The organism is Colwellia sp. F1 (genome assembly GCF_056238625.1).
In genome coordinates this window covers 159464-183352 of the sequence record NZ_JBWDLI010000010.1, presented here as the reverse complement: position 1 = coordinate 183352, position 23889 = coordinate 159464, and the positions used below count along the sequence as shown (strand labels likewise).

Sequence of the window (23889 nt, the reverse complement as noted above, 5' to 3'; positions counted from 1 at the left end):
AAAAACCAACTGCTTTACACAAACAACCTCAAGGCAATTAGCTCAGGGTTACTGTAAGGGGGTATGTGGCGGTGATAACTGCAGTAAGTTGGGGTTAGGTGTGTGACTGTTTTAAGCGAGCAAGAAGCTACCAACCGTTACTTGTTGGTAGGTTTGCTAATGCATGAGTTTATGAGTTGGTGCTAGGGATTGAGTAAAGCCCGCGTTGTTCACTGTTTTTACGCTTTATTTCATCAAGTGCTCTTGTTTCAGCTGCATCGAATAAGGTATTAATAAGGCGGTTAAAGTGGCAGTGCATGGCTTGGCGAGCTTTTGTTGAATTACCTGATTTTAACGCATCGTAAATATTTTTATGCTCAGCCAATGTTTGCGCGTTGTCAGAGCTACACACACTATTGTAGTCTTCAATGATTTCAGGAGTAGAAGAGCGTAAATTCCATAAGTTTTTTACCGACAGTATCATGGCAGCATTACGTGTGCTGTTGGCTATAATGCTGTGGAACTCTTCATCTGCTTGCGCTGTATTATGGTTGTTTTCCATGTCGATCAGTGTTTTGTTGAGTAGCTCTAGCTCAGGTTCGGTTATTGTGGTTGCTGCAATAGCCGCAACTTCCCCTTCAATTAGTGCTCTTGCTTGCGTTACTTCAAACGCGTTAATGTTTTCAACAGCGTTTGCCGCGTTGGCTGATTCAAGAACATATACCCCTGAGCCGGTTTTTACTTCAATACGGCCTCTTACTTCAAGTGCAATAATCGCTTCTCTGATGGTGGGTCTGCTGACGTTAAATATTTCAGCAAGCTCTCTTTCGGGCGGTAATCGGTTGCCAACAGTATAAATGCCAGAGTCTATAGACGCTTCAATATTTTCGACAATGCGCCAAAACAACCTGCGGTTGGCCATAATACTTCCTTAACTATCTATCATTATTAAAAAGATTAATCTGTTAGGATATCATATATATTTATCAAGCTTTTGGCAAAAAAAATCAGCTTTTTTTTCATTTTATGCTGCTTTTTTATGTCATATTGGTATAAACAATTGATTAAGGAAGTGTAAATTATAATGAATAAGCTGGTATTACACCTGTTGTTTTGATTTTACTTATTGGTAATGTAGGTTGGTAATATAAAGTGGTTGACAAAAAGCACCTTTGTTCGTTATATTGAAATTTGCTACATATAAATAATTAATAGATCGTTTAACGCACCATATATAAAAACTAAAAACATGACATACAACATGACATATAATAGTAAGGGGAGAAAAAGGTGAAATTAAATAAAATTAGCTCGGCTCTCAAAGCCAGCAACAAAATTCACAACAGAGGGAAGGCGGCCTTGGTCACTTCTGCTTTTCTAGCACTACTTAGCGCACCTGCGTTGGCACAAGACGCACAAGAAGCTGAGCAAGATAACACAACGAGCACCATTGAGGTTAAAAATAAAGAAGGTGACATAGAAGTTATTCAAGTCACAGGAATGCGCGGTACAATGACACGTTCATTGAGCGAGAAAAAACACAATACAGCTATCGTAGATGCGATTGCTGCTGCTGATTTTGGTGATTTACCAGGCCTTTCATTATCGGATGTTATTGAAAACATCTCAGGTGCATCAGGCCACAGACTAAAAGGTAGTCAAAACGAAATATCTATTCGTGGTTTAGGCTCTTATTGGGGTTATTCAACATTTAATGGCCGTACTATTACTAATGCTGGTTCTGGTCGTGCAGTTAACTTTAAAAAATTCCCGTCTAACTTAGTTGATAAAGTAACAATTTATAAATCTCAGCAAGCGAACTTAGTTGAAGGTGGTACCTCTGGTACTATCGATGTTGGTTCACTTCGTGCGGTTGATTACGGTAAGAGTAAAACCACAGTAGAAATACAAGGTGATTACAATGATTACTACACCGAAGCTGATAATCAGTCTGCTTGGGGGAATAAGTTTACCATTTCAACGGTACAAAGTTTTGAAACAGATTCTTTTGGTGATATGGGCTTTAGCTTAGGTTATGTACAAAGTAGCTCAGCTAACCCAGAAGAAAACTATGGTACCAGCTCTACCTTAGCTGCCTGTAGTTTTAGAGCGGCTGATGGTTCTCCTTTAATTACTAATAATGGTGACAATGAACGTTGTGGTGACCGCGACCTTGATGGCAATGGTATGCCTGACAATGACTCAATGGTAAGTCCTGGTCGCTCGGCTGACTTAGTAACATTAGGACCAAATGCTGACGCAGATAGATTTGGTGTTAATGGCGCTGATCATTTAGCCAAATTTGATCCTGACTCAATTTTCTTTGTACCAGATGACTCTTACTGGCGTACAGGAACAGATAAAGACGAACGTCAAAACGTTGTTGGTACATTTCAGTGGGTGCCTAACGATAAGTGGGACATTAACTTTGATTATGCCTACTCACATTTAGAGTATACCGAAGACCGTATGGAATTGGCACAAGAGCGTGCTAAGAATATGAATGCGGATGCCTTGATTATTGATGATTACGGTAATTTACTTTATGAAGAAGGCGAAGGTAAATTAACCTTGCAAGGTGAAAACCGTAACCAAGTTGACGAATATAACGGCTATGGTTTAAATATTGAATTTAGACCTAATGACAACTTAAGTGTTGCTATGGATGCGTCTTATTCTAAGTCTTACCGATACCGTTTACGTCATCGCGCCAAATTCCGTCATGAATCAACAACAGCCTACTCGTTAGATTCACGAGGTACAGTGCCTAAACTATACTTAGGTGATAGCGAACAAATTGAAAACGCTAACTTCTTCTATAAAAATGAAGGTGGCGAATTAGTTGAAAACAGTGCCTATGCTGGTGCGGCGTTTGATGTTAGTGACATGGCTAGCTTTGTCGCTAGTGATGGCGGTGCATATTTAGAGTATGGCCGTGAACATGATAAGCGTGAAGACGACATTTGGGCGGTTGCATTCGATGGCCAGTATGTATTTGATGACTATAAAGTGGTGACTTCTATAGATTTTGGTGTGCGTTATTCAAGCCAGCATTTATATGATTACTCAGGCATTCAAACAGCATTACATGTTGATGATGGCACGCGTCGTCCTATTGACTACAACTGGAACTCAGATGACCATATTTTCAGAAATGGTGTAAATAATGATTCTGCAGGTGACGACTGGTCAAGAAATGATATTGAAGGGCATGCTGAAGCAACGGCAAGAGCGCAAGCTTGTGGTGACAATGGCCATAGTTTAGAAGGCTTCTTGGGTAGCGAAGGTGGTGCTGCTGATGCAGGGAACTTCTTAACATTTGACTCAAAATGTATAATTGGTGCTTACTTAGGTCAAGTAGGGTATGACACTCCAGAAGGTAATAACCCTGATGTAGGTTTTTATGATATAGGTGAAAACCCAGATCAACGTGATGGCCAGCTAGTTGATGTAGAAGAGAATGTTACTGCATTATATGCAATGGCAAATATCTATACTGATGTTGCCGGGATACCGGTTACGGGTAATGTTGGTTTACGTTTTGTAAGAACAGAAACAGACTCAAAGTCTTGGGGTGAAAAGCCAATTTTGACTCAGTCGTTTACGATAGATAACCCAGACACACCTGATATAGATGAAGGTGGTGTTGAACAATGGGGTTACTCTTTTGAAACAGCACAATTATACTTAGATGACTCATACGATGAATGGTTACCAAGCTTAAACCTTACTTTTCATTTAAATGATGAATGGTTGCTAAGAACAGCAGCTTATCGTTCACTGTCGCGTTTTTCTTTAAATGCGATGTCTGCAGGACAAACGATTACAGACTGTAATAAAGCTGATACCAGCGAAAGTGCTCAATGTGGTAGTTACGATGTTCAATTAGCTAGTGCAACTGCACAAGGTAATATGATGAATCCATATACGGCAAATAACTTTGATTTATCAATAGAATGGTACCCGAGTTTAGATATGGCAGTGACTTTAGGTGGTTACTGGAAAAACTTTACGGGTGGTACTGAACTAGTGATAGAAGATCGTGTGCCTATGGTTACAAAAGTATTAGCTGACGGTACAGTAAGTGAAGAACCGTACTCTCACGCTATTCCTTATACGGCAAACCAAGTAGCTGATGATGAATCAACAATTAAAGGCTTTGAATTAACTTTCCAAAAGCATTTCTCTGAATTACCAGGCGTTTTAGGTGGTCTTGGTATTAAAGGTGCTTGGAACCATGCAATTTCAGACTTTAATACGATTGAACCGGCAAACTGGGGTATTAGCCCAGATGCTAATTTATTTGGTTTTTCTAAAAATGTTGCTTCAGGCTCTATTTACTGGGAAGGTGATAAACTATCAATGCGTTTAATGTATAAATATCGCTCTCGTTACTTCCAACCTAACAACCTACCTTTCCCGCATAAAGGTCACCGTTGGGTAGAAGACAGTGATTACCTTGACGCAGCTGTTAAGTATAAAATTAGCAAAAATGTTTCAGTATCATTAAAAGCACTTAACTTATTAGAAGAAGCGCAAGTGATGACACGCGGACCTGGAACCGTAACTGATTACTCTTATTCAGGACGTAAATTGTTTTTTGGTATAAAAGCAAGTTTCTAAACTGAAGTAATGTATAGTCTAGTGGTACCTAACTAAACTATACATGTCCTTAAGTGGTGAAAAAACAAGAAAACAAGTAGAAAAGGAGTTCTCTTTTATTAGGTTAATTGAGAACTCTATGTGTTTTAGGTGGGCTGGTTTGTACAGTGGTCAAGTTGTTGGCTATTAATTATCTCAAGCTTATTTAAATTTAAACAATTATTTATCCAGGCATTTAGTTTAAACATTATAGTATTTTAGGAGCACGTTATGAGTAAAGGTGAAGTTTTTACATTGGGTAGTGAAGCAGAAATTGAAGACCTTGGTGGCGGTTTGAAACGTCAAATGCTAGGGTACAACCATGAACTTATGGCAGTTAAAATTTGGTTTGATAAAGGCGCCGTTGGTTATAATCACGCCCACAGACACTCACAAGTTACTTATATTGTTGAAGGTGAATTCCACTTCAATATTGGTGGAGTTACCAAAGTATTAAAGGCTGGCGATAGTTGCTTTATGTCACCGTATGATGACCATGGTGCAACCTCGCCTACTGGCGGTATTTTAATTGATACCTTTAGTCCTCCTCGAGAAGATTTTTTACCACCAGGTACGCTAGATAACCTAGATCTTGAAAAACTTAACAGCAAGCCGCCAGGAGTAAAATAATGCAATTAAAAGGATTACGTTGGTGGGTTATTGCGTTAATCGCAATAGCTACAGTTATTAACTACATTGACCGTTCAGCGCTTAGCGTTTTATGGCCGGATATTGTAGAAGAGTTGTTTCCTAATGAAACGGCATTAGAGCGTAAGCAAATTTATGCGAATATCTCTATTGTATTTATTTTATCTTATGCTTTTGGTCAAGCGATTTTTGGTCGTATATTTGACTGGGTCGGTACCCGTTTAGGTTTTGTACTTTCTATTGGTATTTGGTCGCTTGCAACCGCCGCACACGCATTTGCTCAGGGCGTACTTAGCTTCAGTATTTTCCGTGCAATATTGGGGGTTTCTGAAGCTGGTAACTGGCCAGGAGCTGCAAAAAGTAATGCGGATTGGTTTCCAACCAGAGAGCGTGCTTTAGCACAAGGTATTTTTAACTCAGGTGCTGCTATTGGTGGTATTATTGCAATTCCATTAATTGCCTACCTAACTGTCTTCTTTAGTTGGCAAATGGTGTTTGTTGTTATTGGTTTGGTTGGTTTGTTATGGCTAATTCCATGGATAGTTTTAGTTAAAGCACCACCAGGTAAACACCCTTGGATTACACCAGAAGAGCGTGAGTATATTTTATCAGGGCAAAAAACGGCTGAAGTAGAAGATGACACCGATGAAAATGAATATAACCCGTCGACTGCTGAAATTCTTAAACGTAAGCAAAGTTGGGGAGTAATTATTGCTTCTGCAGCAATTGACCCAATTTGGTGGTTATTTGTTTTCTGGATTCCCATTTATTTGAACGAAGTGTATCAAATGGATGTACAATCTATTGGTATTTATGGCTGGGTACCTTATGTAGGCGCCATGTTTGGTGCTTGGTTTGGTGGTTTGCTTGCACAAAACCGGTTAAAAGCTGGTTGGAACGTTGATAAAACACGTAAACTAACGATTACGTTAGGCTGTTTAATTATGCTACCAGCCTTATTAGCAATGGCGAATCCGGGTGGCCCTACAGCAGCAGTATTAATTATGGCTGTTATTTTATTTGGGTTCCAAACTGCCATTGGTAATGTACAAACATTACCGAGTGATTTATTTGGCAAAAAAGCCGTTGGTACCTTATCAGGCTTGTCAGGTATGGCAGCTAAATTAGGTGCTTTAGGCTTAACTGCGTTAGTGCCTGTTTTAACGGCAGGTGGTAATTACGCCCCCGCCTTTATTATTGGTGCATCGTTAGCTATAACTGCCATATTGTCAGTGTGGATTCTTATCCCAAAAGTTGAACCATTAAAGTCGAAGAACTAGGCGCTTATAAACCTGAGCTTAGGACACTGAGCTCAGGTTTGCTAAGTTAGCGCTAATTAGCTTAATTTTTAATTATAAGTAAACCGATAACATGTTAAGCTGTAGTCGGTAAATGATAGTTAACGTAATTTCGTTAGATATAATAAGGTTTGTAGATGAAAAACATTTTTCTATTCGGTGAATGCATGATTGAGTTGATGACGGCTTCACAAGATAAGTTGTCAAAAACACTGAAGCAGTCCTTCGCTGGTGATGTTTTTAACACAGCTGTTTATTTAAAGCGTACTTTTTCAGACATAAAAGTGCATTTAGTGACTGCTGTGGGTAAGGATAATTTTAGCCAAGACATGGTGCAATACTTTGAAAATGAAAATATTGGCACTGATTTGGTCTTTAAATCAGACAATAAAATACCGGGTTTATACTCTATTCAACTGGATGATGTAGGTGAGCGCAGTTTCACTTATTGGCGTAATGACTCAGCAGCACGGCAAGTAATGCAACATATTGACGAAAGTGCTATTGCGACCTTGTCTCAAGGTGATATGTTTTTCTTTTCAGGAATTTCTTTAGCGGTGATAGCACCAGAAGACCGTGCAAACTTTTGGAGTATGGTAGAAAAATTGCAGTCTGCTGGCGTTAGTATCGTTTTTGACCCAAACTATCGTGCACGAATGTGGGAAACCCCAGCGCAAGCAAAAGCACAATTTGAGCAAGCTTTTAGCTACGCAGACACACTTTTACCAGGTGTTGATGACTTTGAGCAACTCTATGGTTTAACAACATCGCAACAAGTGTATGACTTTTGCCAGCCCTATCAGTGCAAAGAGTTAATTATTAAAAATGGTGAGGCGGGTATTTTCTGTTATCTTGATGATACCGCTCATGAGTTTCCTATCACACCGGTAGAGAAGGTGGTTGACACTACCTCTGCTGGTGATTCATTTAATGGTGTTTACCTTGGTGCGAGAGCAAATGGCTTATCGCTTACTGAGGCAGTGGCATTAGCGTCTAAGTCAGCAGCTTTTGTTATTCAACACCATGGTGCTATTGTTGAGCCAGGTGCTTACCAAACCTTTATTAAAGAGCTAGTTAACTAACCCAGTTAACCGCTAGGCAACAATATTGACTTTACAAAGGCTAAAATCATTTGATTTTAGCCTTTGTTTTTATGTACCGTAACCAACCAGAACTCACTCAGGTTACCTTAGTCTTTATACCCCCAAGGAGCGGCAGGTGGTGTAATTGGCTTAGTTAAATCAAAATCAACCCTAAACTCTCTACCTGATCTTATAAGTCTGTAGGTAAATTGCGTTGGAGAAATAAACATTTGCCAAGTATTTCCAACGGATTGCGCGATACCTTGTTGAACAAACAGCTCTTTAGAGTATTGGTCGGCCGGAAACGATTGTACACTAGGCCAACCAGCATCGACTGTATGCCCACCGTACATGGTTGAAGCATCATATGTACCGTCGTTAAGGCGATGATCATGCTTGAGTGATAAACCTGATCCTGTTTTAGTAATTAGCCATGTTCTTGAGGCATCCTCCCCAACATGAAAAGGTATTTGCAGCTGTGAATCAGTACATTTACGCACATGCATCACTAATTTTTTATTAGCAAAACTGTCACTGTTTGAATTATCTTCAGTGACTTCACCGGCAAAAGCTTTGCCACACAATTGTTTAATATTGTTAAAATACTCGTTGTGTGACTTTATTGAAACCAGTGGCGCCTCCATTATGGTGGTTGAAACATTTTTTGCCACAACCCCTTGGTGTACAAGTACGCAAGATAACCCCGTAAATAAGGCTAATGTACTTTTCTTTAGCAACATAGACAGACCTAAAAAATTAAATAATGAATAGCTGCACTATAGTCAATCCCAGAGTGAACAGCAACTTTCTTATCTTGTGCTATAGCATAGACTCAGGAATGCTAGCGACTATTGAAATTACACGTTGTCGTACCTATATCATACTATTGAACCACCTACTTAAGAGCATTATGTTGTCTTATTTTTTCCCTATTGTTATTGGTGTTTTGCTTATCGGTTATTCAGCGGGTAAGCCTTACTGGCGTGCTTACCAACGCAAAAAAATTGCTAGTAAGCCTTTTAAAAAAGCGTGGCGGCAAATTATTCAACAAAGAATGCCGTATTTTAGGCAAATGCCGGTAGACTTGCAGTTGCAGCTTAAACAACATATTCAGGTGTTTTTGGCAGAAAAAGACTTTGTTGGTTGTAACGGTGTCACTATCACTGATGAAATTAAAATAACCATTGCAGCACAAGCTTGTTTGTTGTTGCTTAATAGAAAAACAGACTTTTACCCGAAATTACACACTATATTGGTTTACCCACATGCCTTTGTTAAGCAGCAGCAAAGCCGTGCTAATGATGGGGTACACTTTACTCAAAAAATAGTACTGGCAGGTGAGTCGTGGGACTACGGTAAAGTGGTTTTATCTTGGCACGACACCTTGAAGGGGGCACAACACCCCAACGATGGACACAACGTGGTTATTCATGAATTCGCCCACCAGTTAGATCAGGAAAGTGGCCAAGCAAATGGTGCGCCTATTTTGGACAAAGGACAAAGTTATCAGGATTGGTCTACGGTTTTCTCTCGGCAATTTGAACGACTAAAACAACAAGCAAACGATGGGACTACAGCTTTGTTTGACTATTACGGTGCAACTAATCCCGCTGAGTTTTTTGCCGTAGCCAGTGAAGTGTTTTTCGAAAAGGCCGCACAGCTTCATTTTGAACACCCTCGACTGTATCAGCAACTAAAACAGTACTATCAGGTTGATCCTATTCACTGGTAAGGGCTATTATTAGCTAAGTAACCAACGAACTTAATGGAATTAAGGTATTTAAAACAATGATGAACACAGTCATAAAAACACTGGCGATAATCGTCACTATTTTAGTGTTATTAGTTGTGGCAGCGACACAGCTAATTTCAACGCAAGATATTTTTGATCAGATCAGTAATAAGGTAAAAGCATCGACAGGTCGCACCTTATCTGTTGACGGTGACAAAGCGTTAAGTTTCTTCCCTTCGCTATCGTTAGTGCTTAATGATGTTCGCTTTTCTAATATTGCTAATGGCTCAAAAGCTGACATGGCAATGGTTGAACAGGTTAATATTCATATCCCTTGGCTCACTATATTGTCGGGCGAACTCAAAGTCGATAAATTTGTGATTGTTAACCCTAATATCTTACTGGAAACCACAGCAAAGGGTGAGGTTAACTGGCAATTTTCAGTGGCTAAAAACAAGGCAAGTGAGGAAAGTGTTGAACCGAGCTCAGCGCAAGGCAGTGACACAGGCAAAAACTCAAAAGAACAGCCGAGTTTTACCTTACCGGAAAATTTTGACATTAGCCTCGGCCAAGTTGAAATTCAAGGTGGTACGTTAACCATCATCGACCATAAAGCTAAAACAAGACAAACGGTTGATGAACTGAATTTAGCTGTGTTACTACCGTCATTAAAAGAAACACTAAAAATCTCGGGTAGCGTGCGCTATATGGCAGAAGTGTTTACGCTAGAAACCAGTGTGACTACGCCTGAAAACGCAATTAATAACCAAGCGTTTAACGTTAATCTTGCGCTCACCTCAAACTTGATTAATGCAAATTATGAAGGCGAGATAAAAGCGCAAGGGCAAGATATTAGTGGTAAACTGTTAATAACCGGTGATTCAGTGAAACAATTGTTACAATGGCAGAATGTAGCACTTGAAGCGAAAGATGAGGCCTTTAATCAATTCTCATTAAGCACAAATATGCACTTTGCCAATAATAAGCTAACGTTAAATGCGTTGAACGCTCAGCTTGATAAACTCGCCTTTACGGGCACTTCAACCCTCACGTTATCAGATCCTTTGGCTGTACAAGCGGAGTTTGACTTAGGGACTTTAAACCTTAATCCGTATTTAGCGCAAACCAAGCAAGGAAGCACTGATGACCCCAGTGGTGCCCCCTTGGAATGGGATGACACTGAGCTAGACCTATCGGCTATCGCATTGCTAAATGCCGATATAACCGTCAAGTCAAGTGCGTTAATTGTACAAGAAATTAAATTAGGCAAAAGTCAGTTTTCGGTTAAAACAGCAGGTGGTGTTGCCACGGTTAAGTTACTTGATTTTCAGGGCTATGAAGGCCAAGGATCAGGCATTATTGAAGTGGCAGCCAATAAAAAACCTTATCAGGTCTCTACGCAATTTGAATTAGCAAAAATAAATGCAGAGCCTTTGCTAACTGATGCGATAGGTTTTGACAAACTGATGGGAAAAGGTCAGTTAGCTTGGCGCTTATCTACCCAAGGCCTTAGCCAAAAAGACTTTATTGAGCAACTCAATGGTGCGTTTAATTTTAGTTTTATTGATGGTGCAGTTAAAGGCGCTAACTTGGCGGCCATAGCCAAGAGTGCCAGCAATGTTATGTCTGGTAACTTATCTGAGGTAAGTTTAGACAGCGATTTTAGTCAGGCTACTAAAACAGACTTTGCAGCATTAACGGCAAGCTTTACCTTAACAAATGGTGTAGCAAGTACCCGAGATTTGTCGTTAACCAACCCTTTTATTCGTGTTTCAGGCGTTGGGGATATTGATTTGCCGGCGACAAACATTAACATGCAAGTAGTGACTGAAATGGTAGCCTCGCTAGAGGGACAAGCAGCATCAGAGGTTAAGTCAGGGATTAAAATTCCGGTTAAAATTTCAGGGCCTTTTGATAAAATAAAGGTACGTCCAGATATAAGCGCCTCGGCAAAGGAAAAGGCGAAAGAAAAAGTAAAAGACAAAGTGGCAGATAAGTTGAAAGGTTTTTTTGATAAATCCAAGCCTTAATGCCTGATACGTTTATTGTCAGTTTTTACACTTGCTGCTTAACGTGTGATGTTAGCGCTTTACGGTTGAGGTTCACGTGATGACGAAAGCTATTTTATACTATATTTATGATCCTATGTGTAGCTGGTGTTGGGGTTACCGCCCAACATGGGATATGCTTCAACCAATGCTGCCTGACAGTATCCAGGTTAACTATGTGGCTGGGGGATTAGCACCTGACACAAATGAGGTCATGTCAGCGCAACAACAAGCAATGATTAAAGCACATTGGCATACGATAGAAAAAAAACTAGGGACAAAGTTTAACTTTGATTTTTGGCATAATAATACGCCAAGGCGCTCGACTTATAACGCTTGCCGGGCAGTTATTGCCGCTAGCAAGCAAGGCTTTCAACAGCAGATGCTAGCAGCGATCCAGCAAGCTTATTACTTAGATGCCTTGAATCCTTCAGATGATGAGGTGCTACTTAGCTTAGCAGACAAACTGGCAACGAAAGATGCAAAACAGAACCAGAGGGTAAAGCAAACCTTTGACATATCACGTTTCACACGTGAATTTTATAGCCAAACAACGCAACAAACATTACTCGCGCAAATTCAGTTGGCGCGTGACTTAACAACCCAAGGTTTCCCTTCGCTTGTGCTTGAGTGCCAAGGACATAGGTACATGATTCCTGTGAACTATCAAAACGCTCAGGCAACGTTAACGGTTATTAATAATATAGTTGTTAAGAGTTAAGTGTTAAGGGGGAGTGCGGGGTTTCATCATTATTCTGTTAACATTTCACCGGCTAATTAAGCTTAAGTTTATTGGTTTTTGTTTTGCAGGTGAAAAAATAACCACTAAAATTCATTAATAGGTTTAGACTGCGCGCGTTCTCCTGTACAATGCGCCACTTTAACAGTCTGGCTTTATTATTTAAATAAGTAGGTTGGCAAGTCATAACACTTATTAACAATAAACCTCATAAGCACTCAACACCCACCAGCAATATTCAGGAATATCCTTTGATCACAACGTCTAACATTACAATGCAATTTGGCGCAGAGCCGTTATTTGAAAACATTTCGGCTAAATTTGGCAATGGCAATCGCTATGGTTTGATTGGCGCAAATGGCTGTGGTAAATCTACCTTTATGAAGATACTCAGTGGTGATTTAGTACCAAGCTCGGGTAATATTTCTGTTACTTCAGGTAATAAAGTGAGTACTTTAGGGCAAGATCAATTTGCCTTTGAAGAGCATAATGTTATCGACACAGTGATCATGGGTGATATGGCTTTATGGCAAGTTAAGCAAGAACGTGATGCTATTTATGCACAAGCAGAAATGAGTGAAGCTGATGGTATGCGCGCAGGCGAGTTAGAGAGTGAATTTGCAGAAATGGACGGTTACACTGCCGAAAGTCGTGCAGGTGAAATTCTCTTAGATGCGGGCATTGAAGAGTCATTTCACTTCGGCTCCATGCAGCAAGTTGCGCCAGGTTGGAAGTTGCGGGTATTACTTGCCCAAGCTTTGTTCGCCAACCCTGATATTTTACTACTTGATGAACCCACCAACAACTTAGATATTCACACCATTAGTTGGTTAGAAGGGGAATTAAACAAGCGTAAATGCACCATGATTATTATCTCACATGATCGGCATTTTCTTAACGCTGTTTGCACACACATGGCTGATATTGATTACGGTGAATTACGTATTTACCCAGGCAATTATGAGTTTTATTTGTCTCAGTCTGCACTATTACGTGAACAGTTATTGTCAGGTAATGAGAAAAAAGAAGCTGAGATTGCGGAGCTGCAAGATTTCGTCAACCGTTTTGGCGCAAACGCCTCAAAAGCAAAACAAGCGAGCTCTCGCGCTAAAAAAATGGATAAAATTAAATTAGATGATGTTAAAGCGTCAAGCCGTATTAGCCCTAAAATTGCTTTTGCGCCAGGTAAAAAAATGCACCGCCAAGCCCTAGAGCTTGAGAACTTAGGCCATGGTTTTGACGGCGAAATATTATTTGAACAGGGTGACTTACTCTTAGAAGCTGGCGCTAAACTTGCCGTTATTGGTGAGAATGGCGTCGGTAAAACCACATTTTTACGCTGCTTAATGAATCAGCTAGCGCATAATGAAGGGGTAGTTAAGTGGTCTGAAAATGCCTCAATAGGTTACTGCCCACAAGACAGTGGTGCATTTTTTGAGAACGACCTCACCTTAATGGACTGGATGTCACAGTGGCGTAGGCCTTGCCATAACGATTTAAGCGTTCGTGGTATGTTAGGGCGTATGTTATTTACTGACGACGACGCGAATAAAAAAGCGCGTAACTGTTCAGGTGGTGAAAAAAACCGTTTGTTATTTGGCATGTTAATGATGGCAGATATTAATGTCTTAATTATGGATGAGCCAACTAACCACATGGACATTGAAGCCATAGATGCATTAAATAACGCGTTAAAGGATTTTGAAGGCACCTTAATTTTTGTTAGTCATGACCGTGAGTTTGTTTCAAGCTTGGCAACACGTATTATTGATATTAAAGATAAAAAACTGGTGAGCTTTGATGGCTCATTAGATGAGTATCTTGACAATCAAATGAATCACCAGAAGGTTGCTTAAAGTTTGAAAACTCCCAAGCGTATTCAGCCACTTGTTGACGATGGCTTAGTCGATGAAGTACTGTGCCAATTAATGAGCGGTAAAGAAGCGACTGTTTTTATGGTTCGCTGTGGCGATGACATTCGCTGTGCTAAAGTATATAAAGAAGCCAATAAAAGAAGCTTTAAAAAAGCAGCGCAATACCAAGAAGGCAGAAAAAGCAGAAATAGTAGGCGCGCTAGAGCAATGGAGAAAGGCTCTAAGTATGGCCGCAACCAACAAGAGCAAGCATGGCAAAATGCAGAAGTAGATGCACTTTACACCGTGGCTGAAGCTGGCGTTAGAGTACCACAACCCTTTGGTTGTTTTGATGGTGTATTGCTGATGGAATTAATCACAGACGAAGCAGGAAACGTTGCTCCTCGACTAAACGACGTGGTTATGTCAGAAGAGCAGGCCATAGAAGATCACCAGTTAGTGATGCTTTACGTCTTGCGCATGTTATGTGCTGGGATTGTTCATGGTGATTTGTCAGAATTTAATGTACTTGTTGATGAATATGGCCCTGTTATTATTGACTTACCGCAAGCGGTAGACGCCTCTGCAAATAATAATGCCAAAGCCATGTTAATTCGTGATGTCGAAAATATGACTAATTATTATGGGCAGTTTGCGCCAACCTTGCTATTAAGTAAATATGCCCAGGAAATGTGGGCCTTATACGAAAGTGGCGAACTCACTTTCGACACTAAGTTAACAGGCTTATTTAAAGAAAGCACAACTGCTGTTGATGTTGACAATGTAATAGCAGAAATAAATGCGGCTTTTCTTGCAGAACAAGCCCGTTTACAGCGTATTGCAGATGCCAATGAAATTGAAGAATAATCAGATGATTAACTTTTTACCTGTATAAATAAAGCGCAAATTATAATTATTTTTACTGCAGTAAAAATAAGGTGAATACTTTACTCACTTTATGCTATAAAGGACGTAATGAATTTGATTTGCTGTACCATTATTAGAGAGGGAATATGAGAAGAACTTCATCAATTTTAAGAAAACACCGTGCCGGAGAGCGGGTATTTTTACCTAGTGACTCGCGCGACAATCAATATATCATAGCTGAAATACCACTGACTGATAATTTAATTGACTTAATTAGTGGCAAAATTGATGAAACGTTAGCGCAGCCGTATCAACGTTTTTATCAAACTTTGTCCCACAAAGTTTTTGAAGTGGTTGAAAAGCATGGTTTAACACACGTGAACTTTGTTGCTAATAATCGTTTAGTACGCGTAAGATATAGCGATGAACAAAGAGTTTTGCACACAGAGCAACAGTCTTATTTCTTTTATTGTCCACAACATAACAGCACTTTTAAAGGCTACTATGACGGCGCTGTACGTGTACGTAAAATAAAAATACTATTTTTAGCAACAGGTGAAGAACTCAGAATTAATGCAGGCAAATTCCATAATGCGGTTCGCAAAGCGGTTGAAGAAATTTCATCTATCATTGGTTTAGCTAAAGGTGAAATTAAGTTACGCGACCACCAGCATTTAACCTTTGACGTTTTTGCCAAAGAAAAGGGCGGTAGTAACTCGCTTGCTCATACCTTTAGAGAAATTGCTGAGCGTTATGACAGCCAAAACGAAAGTATTGACGATGATCACACCTCGGTTACTTATGCAATAGCCAGTGTGCCAATGGCACGTCGCTTATTAAAAGGGACAGAAATTGATTACACTTCGGAGTTGCCTTTTACTAACTTGTATCAAGAAATAGAGCAAGCGTTTAAAAAGGCATGTAATAATAACAAGATTGATCAAGCGGCTATGATCGCTAAAGATGTATCGCCTTTTGTTCGTTATGATGAGAGCGAAGTCGCCGAAATACGCGGCGAGCTAATTTCTATTGGTATAAACCCTAACAACCCAGAATCTCGCTTTTGTGTGCATTGGCAAGCAGATAAATTAGTTGACACCATACGCCTTGTATTTATTGCTGACAAAAGTGATGAAACACATAATAACTATGGTAAGTTTGTTAATCAGGTATTGGGTGCGTTAAGAAGCTTTGCAGACGAAGTAAACTGGAAAAAAGAAAGCGACGATATAATCGTACGCGTTCATCAGCATCTTATGTTGAAAATATAACGTTTGGTAATAACCACGGGTTAGTTACTTAGGTTATATGATAACTAACAGACGATAATTTTCCATATTGTAAATCCAGCGTTTAACCTAAATGCTGGATTTTTTACTTTAAGCCCATGACAACTTAAGCGCTAAGTTTTAAGGATATTGAACTCATGAAAAAATTGATGGTACTTGTTGGCATACTCGTATTGATTGCCGGTGGCGCATTTGTCTTTGTTAGTGGTGACGCGGTTAATGCGTTAATGAAAAATCAAATTGAAAAAATAGGCACAGCACTGACTGAACAAGCAGTGACTGTTGAGCAAGTAGATATGAGGCTACTCGATGGTGCCGGTACTATTAAGGGGTTAGTGTTAGCTAATCCGTCAAAATATCATGCGCCCTCAGCATTTTATCTAAATGAAATAACAGTTGATATTAATGTAAAAAATACTACGCGCGACCTTGTAGTAATTGAAACACTCAAGATTAATAAGCCTGAAGCCGTGGTTGAGTTTACCAAATCAGGTGGCGCTAATATCAAAGAGATACTTGACGCTATTAATAAAAATACTGCCGGGACTGGCTCGGCCAAGGAAGAAGCAGCGAACGTTGAGCGACATATTAAAGTGAATCACTTTATTTTAGCGGGCGTTGCGTTAACGGTTGATTTAACTCAACTGGGTGATCAACCTTATCAAGGGACTTTAGCTGATATTCGGTTAACCAATATCGGTGGTGAAGCTGGAATGCCAGCAAGTGAATTAGGTGCGGCGCTAGCTAAACAAGCGTTATCGTCGGTTTGGCAGCAAGCTAAAAAAGCACAAACTAAACGGCTGAAAGAGCAAGCGCAAGACAAGGCGAAAGAAAAAATTGGCGGATTGCTAGACAAGTTAGCTGGTTAATTGTGAGTAGTATAAAAAACATTCTACTAAAGTAATAGTAACCCTTAGCGCAACAAGCCCAATATTTAAGATAAAATCACTCCCTCTCATTTCCCTACAAGGCTACCCCATTCTTGTAGGGGGGCTTTTTTACAGCCCCCTGTGTCTACATTAATACTTCGTTTTACCTTCGCTCAATAGATAAGGTGTAAGCAAAACCGTGTCATTTTCGTGCGCGTTTAAAATAACCACTTAAAAACATGTTTCGTCGCAAGGTTTAGGTAATTATTACTATTTTTTATATTCCTGTTGATTTACATCAACTATTTTCATCGTTAAATATACAATAGTGCTCGGAGTTATGTAGGTAGCTAATTTTTGATCGAACATGCGTTAAATCAAAAATGAATTTAATAAGAAACTCCAACCAGAAGTGGACAATATATGAAATTTAAAAAACTCGTATTAGCCGTAATCAGCTTGGCTTTTGCACTATCGTCACAAGCGGAAACTTTACCTGTCATTAATGCTGTGCTTACCTCACCCCCTATGGTGCCACCGCCTATTACGCGTGATCATGCTGCAAGGGTAGTCATTAAAATGGAAACCGTTGAAAAAGTAATGGAAATATCCGACGGTGTTGAATACATGTTCTGGACTTTTGGTGGCTCGGTTCCAGGTACATTCTTACGTATTCGAGAAGGTGATGAAGTTGAATTTCATTTGTCAAATCACCCAAGCTCTAAAATGCCACACAATATCGACTTACACGCAGTAAATGGCCCAGGTGGTGGCGCAGCGGCTTCGTTTACTGCACCGGGGCACACCTCTGAATTTCACTTTAAAGCATTGCACCCAGGCCTGTATGTTTACCACTGTGCTACTGCGCCTGTTGGTATGCACATTGCCAATGGTATGTACGGTTTAATTTTAGTTGAACCAAAAGAAGGCCTACCAAAAGTAGATAAAGAATACTACGTCATGCAAGGTGACTTCTACACCAAAGGTGCTTACGGTGAACAAGGCCTTCAAGCGTTTGATATGGGTAAAGCGATAAAAGAAGATGCTGACTACGTACTTTTTAATGGCTCGGTAGGTGCGCTGAACGGTGATAAATCATTAACAGCGAATGTGGGCGAAACAGTACGATTATTTGTTGGTAATGGCGGTCCTAATTTAGCTTCGTCTTTCCATATAATTGGCGAAATTTTTGACAAAGTGAATGTAGAAGGTGGCTCGTTAATTAATGAAAACGTACAAACTACCTTAATTCCTGTTGGTGGCGCTGCCATGGTTGAATTTACACTAGATGTGCCGGGTAACTTTATAATGGTCGATCATTCAATTTTCCGTGCCTTTAATAAGGGAGCCCTAGGGATGATTGCTGTTGATGGCCCTGAAGATAAAGTTGTTTATTCAGGTAAACTAGCTGACAACGTATATTTACCAGAAGGTTCTGCAGTACAAACCATGCCCAATGGCCAAGAAGCATTGATTGCTACTACGGTTGATGAACAAATACGATACGGCAAACGTATTTACGAAGCTAACTGTCAAGCTTGTCACCAAAGTAGTGGTGAGGGTATCAAAGGCGCATTCCCTCAGTTGGCTAATTCAGACTTTTTAAATGCGGACCCTATTCGTGCTATTGATGTGGTGCTACATGGTTTGAAAGGGCCAATTAAGGTTAATGGTGAAGCCTTCGACAGTATTATGCCAAGTATGGAATTGACGGATGAAGATACAGCTAATGTACTGACTTATATACTAAACAGTTGGGGCAATAACGGCACGGTTATCTCAGTAGAGCAAGCCAAAGAGCGTCGTGAAAAAGGCAAAACTGTTGTTTTTGAGGGTAGTGCGCACTAATGAATTCGTTGCTACTTGTGCTTGCTGCATTGCAAACATCGCAACCGAGTATGGTTGAACTTCCCGCTGGGGAAGTTCGCCCACTTTACTTAACTAAAGACAGCCCGTTAACGGCAGTTGCTGGTTTTAAGTTAGACACTACCCCAGTGACTAATCGGCAATTTGCAGCCTTTTTACAGCATGAAAAGCGCTGGAAAATTGGTTCGGTTCCATCTTTATTTGCAGAAAAGCAGTATTTACAGCACTGGAGAGACGGCGCGCCCACTGCAGCGCAGAATAACCAAGCAGTAACGCATGTGTCTTGGTTCGCTGCCAGTGCTTATTGCCAAGCACAGGGAAAACGCTTGCCGACAGTGTCTGAATGGGAATATGTGGCACAAGCTTCTCAACAAAGTGCTAATGGTAGCAAAGAGCCAGGCTATACCCAGCGTATTTTGTCTTGGTATGCTCGACCCACGTCTGATGGTTTGGCAGATGTCGCACAAGGTGAGCCTAATTACTGGCAGGTGTACAACATGCATGGCATGGTGTGGGAATGGACACAAGACTTTAACTCTACTTTGGTTACGGGGGAATCACGTGGTGATAGCAGCCTAGACCAAGGTTTATTTTGTGGTTCGGCTGCTGCAGGTAGTGCAGACCCGTCTGACTACGCTGCATTTATGCGCTTTGGTTTTCGCTCTAGCTTAAAAGCTAATTACACTCTAGGTAATTTAGGCTTTAGGTGCGCACAAGATTTAGCACAAGCAAATAAAGGAAAATAAAGATGAAGATAATAATATTGCTACTTTTAGTGTTAACAACGCTAAGCACGCAGGCGGTTTCATTACCTGAAGCTTCCATTTATCAAGTAAATAGCCAATGGCAAAACCGTTATGACGAAACAGTAACACTGGAAAGCTTAGCGGGGAAAAAGCAAATTATTGCACTTATGTACACAGACTGTATTACCGTTTGCCCTATTATTGTGTCAGATATTAAAGCAATTCAAGCGGCTTTAACGCCCAAACAACAAGAAGAGATAGGTTTTGTCTTGGTGTCATTAACGCCTAATAGCGACACCCCAAAAATTATGACGAACTTTGCCAAAAAACGCGAACTGGATCATCACTGGACCTTGTTAAGTGGTAATGATGATGATGTGCGAGTGTTAGCCATGACACTGAATATTCAATACATGGGCGTAGCAAATAATGAGGTATCTCACACTAATGCTATTACCGTACTGGATGAGTACGGGCAATTACAGCTACAACAAGTTGGTTTAACTGGCGGCCCTGACGCGTTAATTAACAAGTTATGGGCTGAATAAAAAGCTGTAGAGACAGGTTAGTGGTGAATGGTGTTGTATATCAATGATTTAACCGTCTGGTATAACCATTATAACTAAAATCTCTACACCCTATAGTTTGCATGAATAGTGCTTATTTAACCAAATGATTAGTAGTCAGTAAAAAATCAGGTAAACTAGAGCGATATTTCCCCTCGCTAATTAATTATCATGTAATTAGCGCATTATACTAGAGAGAGCATTTAATGAGCCTGTATTTAGAATATATAGCAGAAATCGAAACTCGCAAAAATGAGCTAGGTCTCGCGCCTAAACCAATTGATAGCGCTGATTTATTAGCTGAAATTATCGAGCAAATTAAAGATCAAACAAATGAGTATCGTGCTGATTCACTAAACTTTTTTATTTACAATACCCTGCCTGGCACAACCAGCGCTGCAAATGAAAAAGCTAAATTTTTAAAAGAAATAATTCTTGGCGAAGCGGTTGTTGCTGAAATTTCTGTTGAATTTGCGTTTGAATTACTTTCACACATGAAAGGCGGCCCTTCAATTGAAGTACTACTTGATCTTGCCTTAGGCGACGACGCCGCATTAGCTGCTCAAGCCGCAGATGTGTTAAAAACACAAGTGTTTTTATATGAAGCTGATACAGCTCGCCTTGAGGCTGCGTTTAAAGCGGGCAACAGTATTGCTAAAGACCTGTTAGAAAGTTATGCAAAAGCTGAGTTTTTCACTAAACTGCCAGATGTTGCTGAAAAAATTGACGTAGTAACCTATATTGCTGGCGAAGGTGATATTTCAACTGACTTATTATCGCCAGGTCATCAATCTCATTCTCGTGCTGACCGTGAACTACACGGCCAATGTATGAGTACACCAGAAGCACAAGCAGAAATCAGAGCCTTACAAGCGAAGCATCCTAACATGCAAGTTATGCTTATTGCTGAAAAAGGTACTATGGGTGTTGGCTCATCGCGTATGTCCGGTGTCAACAACGTTGCACTTATCGCGGGTAAAAAAGCCAGTCCTTATGTACCATTTATTAATATTGCCCCAATTGTTGCTGGTACCAATGGTATTGCGCCAATTTTTTTAACTACGGTTGATGTAACCGGTGGTATTGGGCTTGATCTGAAAAACTGGGTTAAGCAAGTAGACGCTAATGGTAACACCATTGTTGATGAAAATGGCGATGCGGTATTAAAAGAAGCATACTCTGTAGCCACAGGTACTGTGTTAACGATTGACACAAAAGCAAAAAAACTCTACAACGGTGATAAAGAACTTGCAGATATTTCATCAGCCTTTACACCACAAAAAATGGAGTTTATGAAAGCTGGCGGTTCATACGCGGTAACGTTTGGTAAAAAACTACAAACATTTGCTGCAGAGGCTTTGGGTGTTGAACCTGCTAGTGTGTATGCAGCGTCAAAAGAAATCTCACATGAAGGCCAAGGTTTAACGGCAGTTGAGAAAATATTTAACCGTAATGCTGTTGGCGTTTTATCTGAATCACCATTGCATGCAGGTTCAAACGTGCGTGTTAAAGTGAATATTGTTGGTTCACAAGATACTACAGGCCCTATGACATGTCAGGAACTTGAAGCGATGGCAGCTTCTACTATCTCGCCCATTGTTGACGGTGCATTTCAGTCAGGTTGTCACACAGCATCTGTTTGGGATAGCAAAGCAAAAGCAAATACGCCTAAATTAATGAGCTTTATGAATGCGTTTGGTTTAATCACAGCACGTGATCCTAAAGGTGTTTACCCAGCAATGACGGATGTTATTCATAAAGTATTGAATGACATTACTGTGGACGACCGCGCTATTATTATTGGTGGTGACTCACATACTCGTATGTCTAAGGGTGTTGCCTTTGGTGCTGACTCAGGTACTGTCGCAATTGCCTTGGCAACGGGTGAATCAGCAATGCCAATTCCAGAATCGGTAAAAGTTACCTTTAAAGGCGAAATGAAACAGCACATGGACTTTCGTGATGTTGTTCACGCAACACAAGCGCAAATGCTTAAGCAATTTGGTGGTGAAAATGTCTTCCAAGGCCGTGTTATTGAAGTACATATAGGTACTTTACTGGCTGACCAAGCCTTTACTTTCACTGACTGGACTGCAGAGATGAAAGCTAAAGCGTCAATCTGCATATCGCAAGATGAAACATTAATAGGCTCACTTGAGTTAGCGAAAAGCCGTATCCAAATCATGATTGATAAAGGCATGGAAAATGCTGCAAAAACACTGCATGGCTTAATTGCTTTAGCAGACAAACGGATTAATGAACTTAAATCAGGCGAGACACCAGCTCTAAGACCAGATGACAACGCTAAGTACCACGCAGAAGTTATTGTTGACTTAGACAAAATTGATGAGCCAATGATTGCAGACCCTGATGTTAATAACGATGATGTGTCAAAACGCTACACACATGATGTTATTCGCCCTGTGTCGTACTACAACAATAAAACCGTAGACTTAGGTTTTGTTGGTTCATGTATGGTTCATAAAGGTGATATGCAAATTATTGCGCAAATGTTCCGTAATATGGAAGCTCAAGGCACTAAAATTGAATTTAAAGCGCCTTTAGTGGTTGCGCCACCAACGTATAACATCGTTGATGAGCTTAAAGCAGAAGGTGACTGGGATATTTTACAGAAGTATTCAGGTTTTGAGTTTGACGATGTGAGCCCGAAAAACACTGCACGTACTAAATATGAAAAAATTATGTATTTAGAGCGCCCTGGCTGTAACTTATGTATGGGTAACCAAGAGAAAGCTGAACCAGGTGACACGGTTATTGCTACCTCTACTCGTTTATTCCAAGGCCGTGTAGTGGCTGATACAGCAGAGAAAAAAGGCGAGTCGCTACTAGGTTCAACCCCGTTAGTTGTACTATCAACGATTCTTGGCCGCTTCCCTTCACTTGAAGAGTACAAAAAAGCAGTAGAAGGTATTACCTTAACTGACTTCGTACCGCCGGCTGAAGAAATGAGTACACAGTTTGTAGATACAGCGGTACCTATCAAAGTGATGTAAGTTTACTTACTAGCGAAACGGGTAAAATAGAATAGCCCAAACATAAAACCTAAGGGTTGCTTATTTTAATGAAGTGGTGAGGTAAAAATCGCGCTTAGTTAAAATGGCAACTCTTTTTTTTTGCCAGGCGGGTAGTGTTTGCTCATATGATGACATTTATCATACTCACCTGACGAATACTGTTAATAGCATGAAAGAAATGACGGGCTTTGAGCAAAACGCTTGCGCGAGATAATGTCAGATAATTTTACATAAACTTGGGGAAACCAAGCGTACTAGAGAATAACTCAGTCTGAACACCTCAGAAAAAGCACCTTGTCACTGCTTACTTATTTATATCACATTTGTACTATTTTATTTGTACAATAAGTTAACATTTGGAACACCGTATTTACATCAGCTAATTGTGCTTTAATTATGCTTTTAAATTATTGTCATAAATATTTACATTACTACGATTGTGCAATAAATAGCTGGCTAGTAATTTTTTTGGCTGTTCTTTAGTACATACAAAACAGTGGTTTACTTGTTTTTGTAGGTTGGCACGATACCTGCTTTATGCCTTGTGTATTTTATATTGAGTTATCAATGCCAGTGCCAAGTAAATTAAAAGGGTGTTTGCAAGTGTTATGATTGTTTTTAAAAAGGAAGT

17 protein-coding genes are annotated in these 23889 nt (G+C 40.1%); 15 read left to right on the top strand and 2 right to left on the bottom strand.

Translation table 11 applies throughout. The features are described from left to right. Window positions 1-169 precede the first annotated feature (169 nt). Window positions 170-901: a FadR/GntR family transcriptional regulator gene (locus AC0UA9_RS11520; RefSeq protein ID WP_475660197.1), complete on the bottom strand. Its 732-nt coding sequence runs from the start codon at window positions 899-901 to the stop codon at window positions 170-172. A gap of 368 nt (window positions 902-1269) precedes the next feature. Between AC0UA9_RS11520 and AC0UA9_RS11515 the strand changes: the two genes are divergently transcribed. The 4 genes from AC0UA9_RS11515 to AC0UA9_RS11500 all read left to right on the top strand — a co-directional run bounded on the left by AC0UA9_RS11515 (window position 1270) and on the right by AC0UA9_RS11500 (window position 7648). Further along, window positions 1270-4602: a TonB-dependent receptor gene (locus AC0UA9_RS11515; RefSeq protein WP_475660196.1), complete on the top strand. Its 3333-nt coding sequence runs from the start codon at window positions 1270-1272 to the stop codon at window positions 4600-4602. Between the two features lie 249 nt (window positions 4603-4851). Further along, window positions 4852-5250 (top strand): cupin domain-containing protein, encoded by a 399-nt coding sequence (locus tag AC0UA9_RS11510; RefSeq protein ID WP_475660194.1) that lies wholly within the window; start codon window positions 4852-4854, stop codon window positions 5248-5250. Continuing rightward, on the top strand, window positions 5250-6548 hold the full coding sequence (locus AC0UA9_RS11505) for an MFS transporter (RefSeq protein ID WP_475660192.1): 1299 nt from the start codon (window positions 5250-5252) through the stop codon (window positions 6546-6548). The genes AC0UA9_RS11510 and AC0UA9_RS11505 overlap by 1 nt, the downstream gene beginning before the upstream one ends. A gap of 155 nt (window positions 6549-6703) precedes the next feature. Beyond that, window positions 6704-7648, top strand: coding sequence for a sugar kinase (locus tag AC0UA9_RS11500; RefSeq protein WP_475660191.1), 945 nt, complete (start codon window positions 6704-6706; stop codon window positions 7646-7648). Between the two features lie 107 nt (window positions 7649-7755). Here the strand turns inward: AC0UA9_RS11500 and AC0UA9_RS11495 are convergent, their stop codons facing one another. Beyond that, window positions 7756-8292 carry a hypothetical protein gene (locus AC0UA9_RS11495; protein ID WP_475660218.1) on the bottom strand — a complete coding sequence of 179 codons (537 nt, stop codon included), beginning with the start codon at window positions 8290-8292 and terminating at the stop codon, window positions 7756-7758. A gap of 266 nt (window positions 8293-8558) precedes the next feature. Here AC0UA9_RS11495 and AC0UA9_RS11490 point away from each other — a divergent pair, with 266 nt between their 5' ends. From AC0UA9_RS11490 to AC0UA9_RS11440, 11 genes are all read left to right on the top strand, one after another. Then, complete coding sequence (locus AC0UA9_RS11490) at window positions 8559-9380, top strand: M90 family metallopeptidase (protein ID WP_475660190.1); 822 nt, start codon at window positions 8559-8561, stop codon at window positions 9378-9380. Window positions 9381-9436: 56 nt separating this feature from the next. Beyond that, window positions 9437-11410 (top strand): AsmA family protein, encoded by a 1974-nt coding sequence (locus AC0UA9_RS11485; protein WP_475660188.1) that lies wholly within the window; start codon window positions 9437-9439, stop codon window positions 11408-11410. 79 nt (window positions 11411-11489) lie between these two features. Continuing rightward, entirely contained in the window at window positions 11490-12149 is a 660-nt protein-coding gene (locus AC0UA9_RS11480; protein ID WP_475660186.1) for a DsbA family protein, read from the top strand. Window positions 12150-12418: 269 nt separating this feature from the next. Then, window positions 12419-14023: an ABC-F family ATPase gene (locus AC0UA9_RS11475; protein WP_475660185.1), complete on the top strand. Its 1605-nt coding sequence runs from the start codon at window positions 12419-12421 to the stop codon at window positions 14021-14023. A gap of 3 nt (window positions 14024-14026) precedes the next feature. Beyond that, entirely contained in the window at window positions 14027-14887 is an 861-nt protein-coding gene (locus AC0UA9_RS11470; protein ID WP_475660183.1) for a PA4780 family RIO1-like protein kinase, read from the top strand. Window positions 14888-15033: 146 nt separating this feature from the next. Further along, a complete protein-coding gene (locus tag AC0UA9_RS11465; protein WP_475660182.1) occupies window positions 15034-16158 on the top strand; it encodes a DUF3083 family protein in 1125 nt (374 codons plus the stop codon). Window positions 16159-16313: 155 nt separating this feature from the next. Beyond that, entirely contained in the window at window positions 16314-17045 is a 732-nt protein-coding gene (locus AC0UA9_RS11460; RefSeq protein WP_475660180.1) for an AsmA family protein, read from the top strand. Window positions 17046-17468: 423 nt separating this feature from the next. Beyond that, window positions 17469-18893 carry a copper-containing nitrite reductase gene (gene nirK / locus AC0UA9_RS11455; RefSeq protein WP_475660177.1) on the top strand — a complete coding sequence of 475 codons (1425 nt, stop codon included), beginning with the start codon at window positions 17469-17471 and terminating at the stop codon, window positions 18891-18893. Continuing rightward, complete coding sequence (locus AC0UA9_RS11450) at window positions 18893-19657, top strand: formylglycine-generating enzyme family protein (RefSeq protein ID WP_475660175.1); 765 nt, start codon at window positions 18893-18895, stop codon at window positions 19655-19657. Before nirK ends, AC0UA9_RS11450 begins: the two co-directional genes overlap by 1 nt. A gap of 2 nt (window positions 19658-19659) precedes the next feature. Next, window positions 19660-20205, top strand: a complete 546-nt coding sequence (locus AC0UA9_RS11445; RefSeq protein WP_475660174.1) for an SCO family protein — start codon at window positions 19660-19662, stop codon at window positions 20203-20205. 224 nt (window positions 20206-20429) lie between these two features. Beyond that, window positions 20430-23237 (top strand): bifunctional aconitate hydratase 2/2-methylisocitrate dehydratase, encoded by a 2808-nt coding sequence (locus AC0UA9_RS11440; RefSeq protein ID WP_475660171.1) that lies wholly within the window; start codon window positions 20430-20432, stop codon window positions 23235-23237. The last annotated feature ends 652 nt before the right edge of the window (window positions 23238-23889 follow it).

Excerpts from the sequence above, each read along its gene's own strand:
- AC0UA9_RS11495 (WP_475660218.1), bottom strand. The coding sequence starts at position 8,292 with ATGGAGGCGCCACTGGTTTCAATAAAGTCACACAACGAGTATTTTAAC.
- AC0UA9_RS11460 (WP_475660180.1), top strand. The coding sequence starts at position 16,314 with ATGAAAAAATTGATGGTACTTGTTGGCATACTCGTATTGATTGCCGGT.
- AC0UA9_RS11465 (WP_475660182.1), top strand. The coding sequence starts at position 15,034 with ATGAGAAGAACTTCATCAATTTTAAGAAAACACCGTGCCGGAGAGCGG.
- AC0UA9_RS11450 (WP_475660175.1), top strand. The coding sequence starts at position 18,893 with ATGAATTCGTTGCTACTTGTGCTTGCTGCATTGCAAACATCGCAACCG.
- AC0UA9_RS11440 (WP_475660171.1), top strand. The coding sequence starts at position 20,430 with ATGAGCCTGTATTTAGAATATATAGCAGAAATCGAAACTCGCAAAAAT.
- AC0UA9_RS11480 (WP_475660186.1), top strand. The coding sequence starts at position 11,490 with ATGACGAAAGCTATTTTATACTATATTTATGATCCTATGTGTAGCTGG.
- AC0UA9_RS11485 (WP_475660188.1), top strand. The coding sequence starts at position 9,437 with ATGATGAACACAGTCATAAAAACACTGGCGATAATCGTCACTATTTTA.
- AC0UA9_RS11520 (WP_475660197.1), bottom strand. The coding sequence starts at position 901 with ATGGCCAACCGCAGGTTGTTTTGGCGCATTGTCGAAAATATTGAAGCG.
- AC0UA9_RS11445 (WP_475660174.1), top strand. The coding sequence starts at position 19,660 with ATGAAGATAATAATATTGCTACTTTTAGTGTTAACAACGCTAAGCACG.
- AC0UA9_RS11510 (WP_475660194.1), top strand. The coding sequence starts at position 4,852 with ATGAGTAAAGGTGAAGTTTTTACATTGGGTAGTGAAGCAGAAATTGAA.
- nirK (WP_475660177.1), top strand. The coding sequence starts at position 17,469 with ATGAAATTTAAAAAACTCGTATTAGCCGTAATCAGCTTGGCTTTTGCA.
- AC0UA9_RS11490 (WP_475660190.1), top strand. The coding sequence starts at position 8,559 with ATGTTGTCTTATTTTTTCCCTATTGTTATTGGTGTTTTGCTTATCGGT.
- AC0UA9_RS11500 (WP_475660191.1), top strand. The coding sequence starts at position 6,704 with ATGAAAAACATTTTTCTATTCGGTGAATGCATGATTGAGTTGATGACG.
- AC0UA9_RS11505 (WP_475660192.1), top strand. The coding sequence starts at position 5,250 with ATGCAATTAAAAGGATTACGTTGGTGGGTTATTGCGTTAATCGCAATA.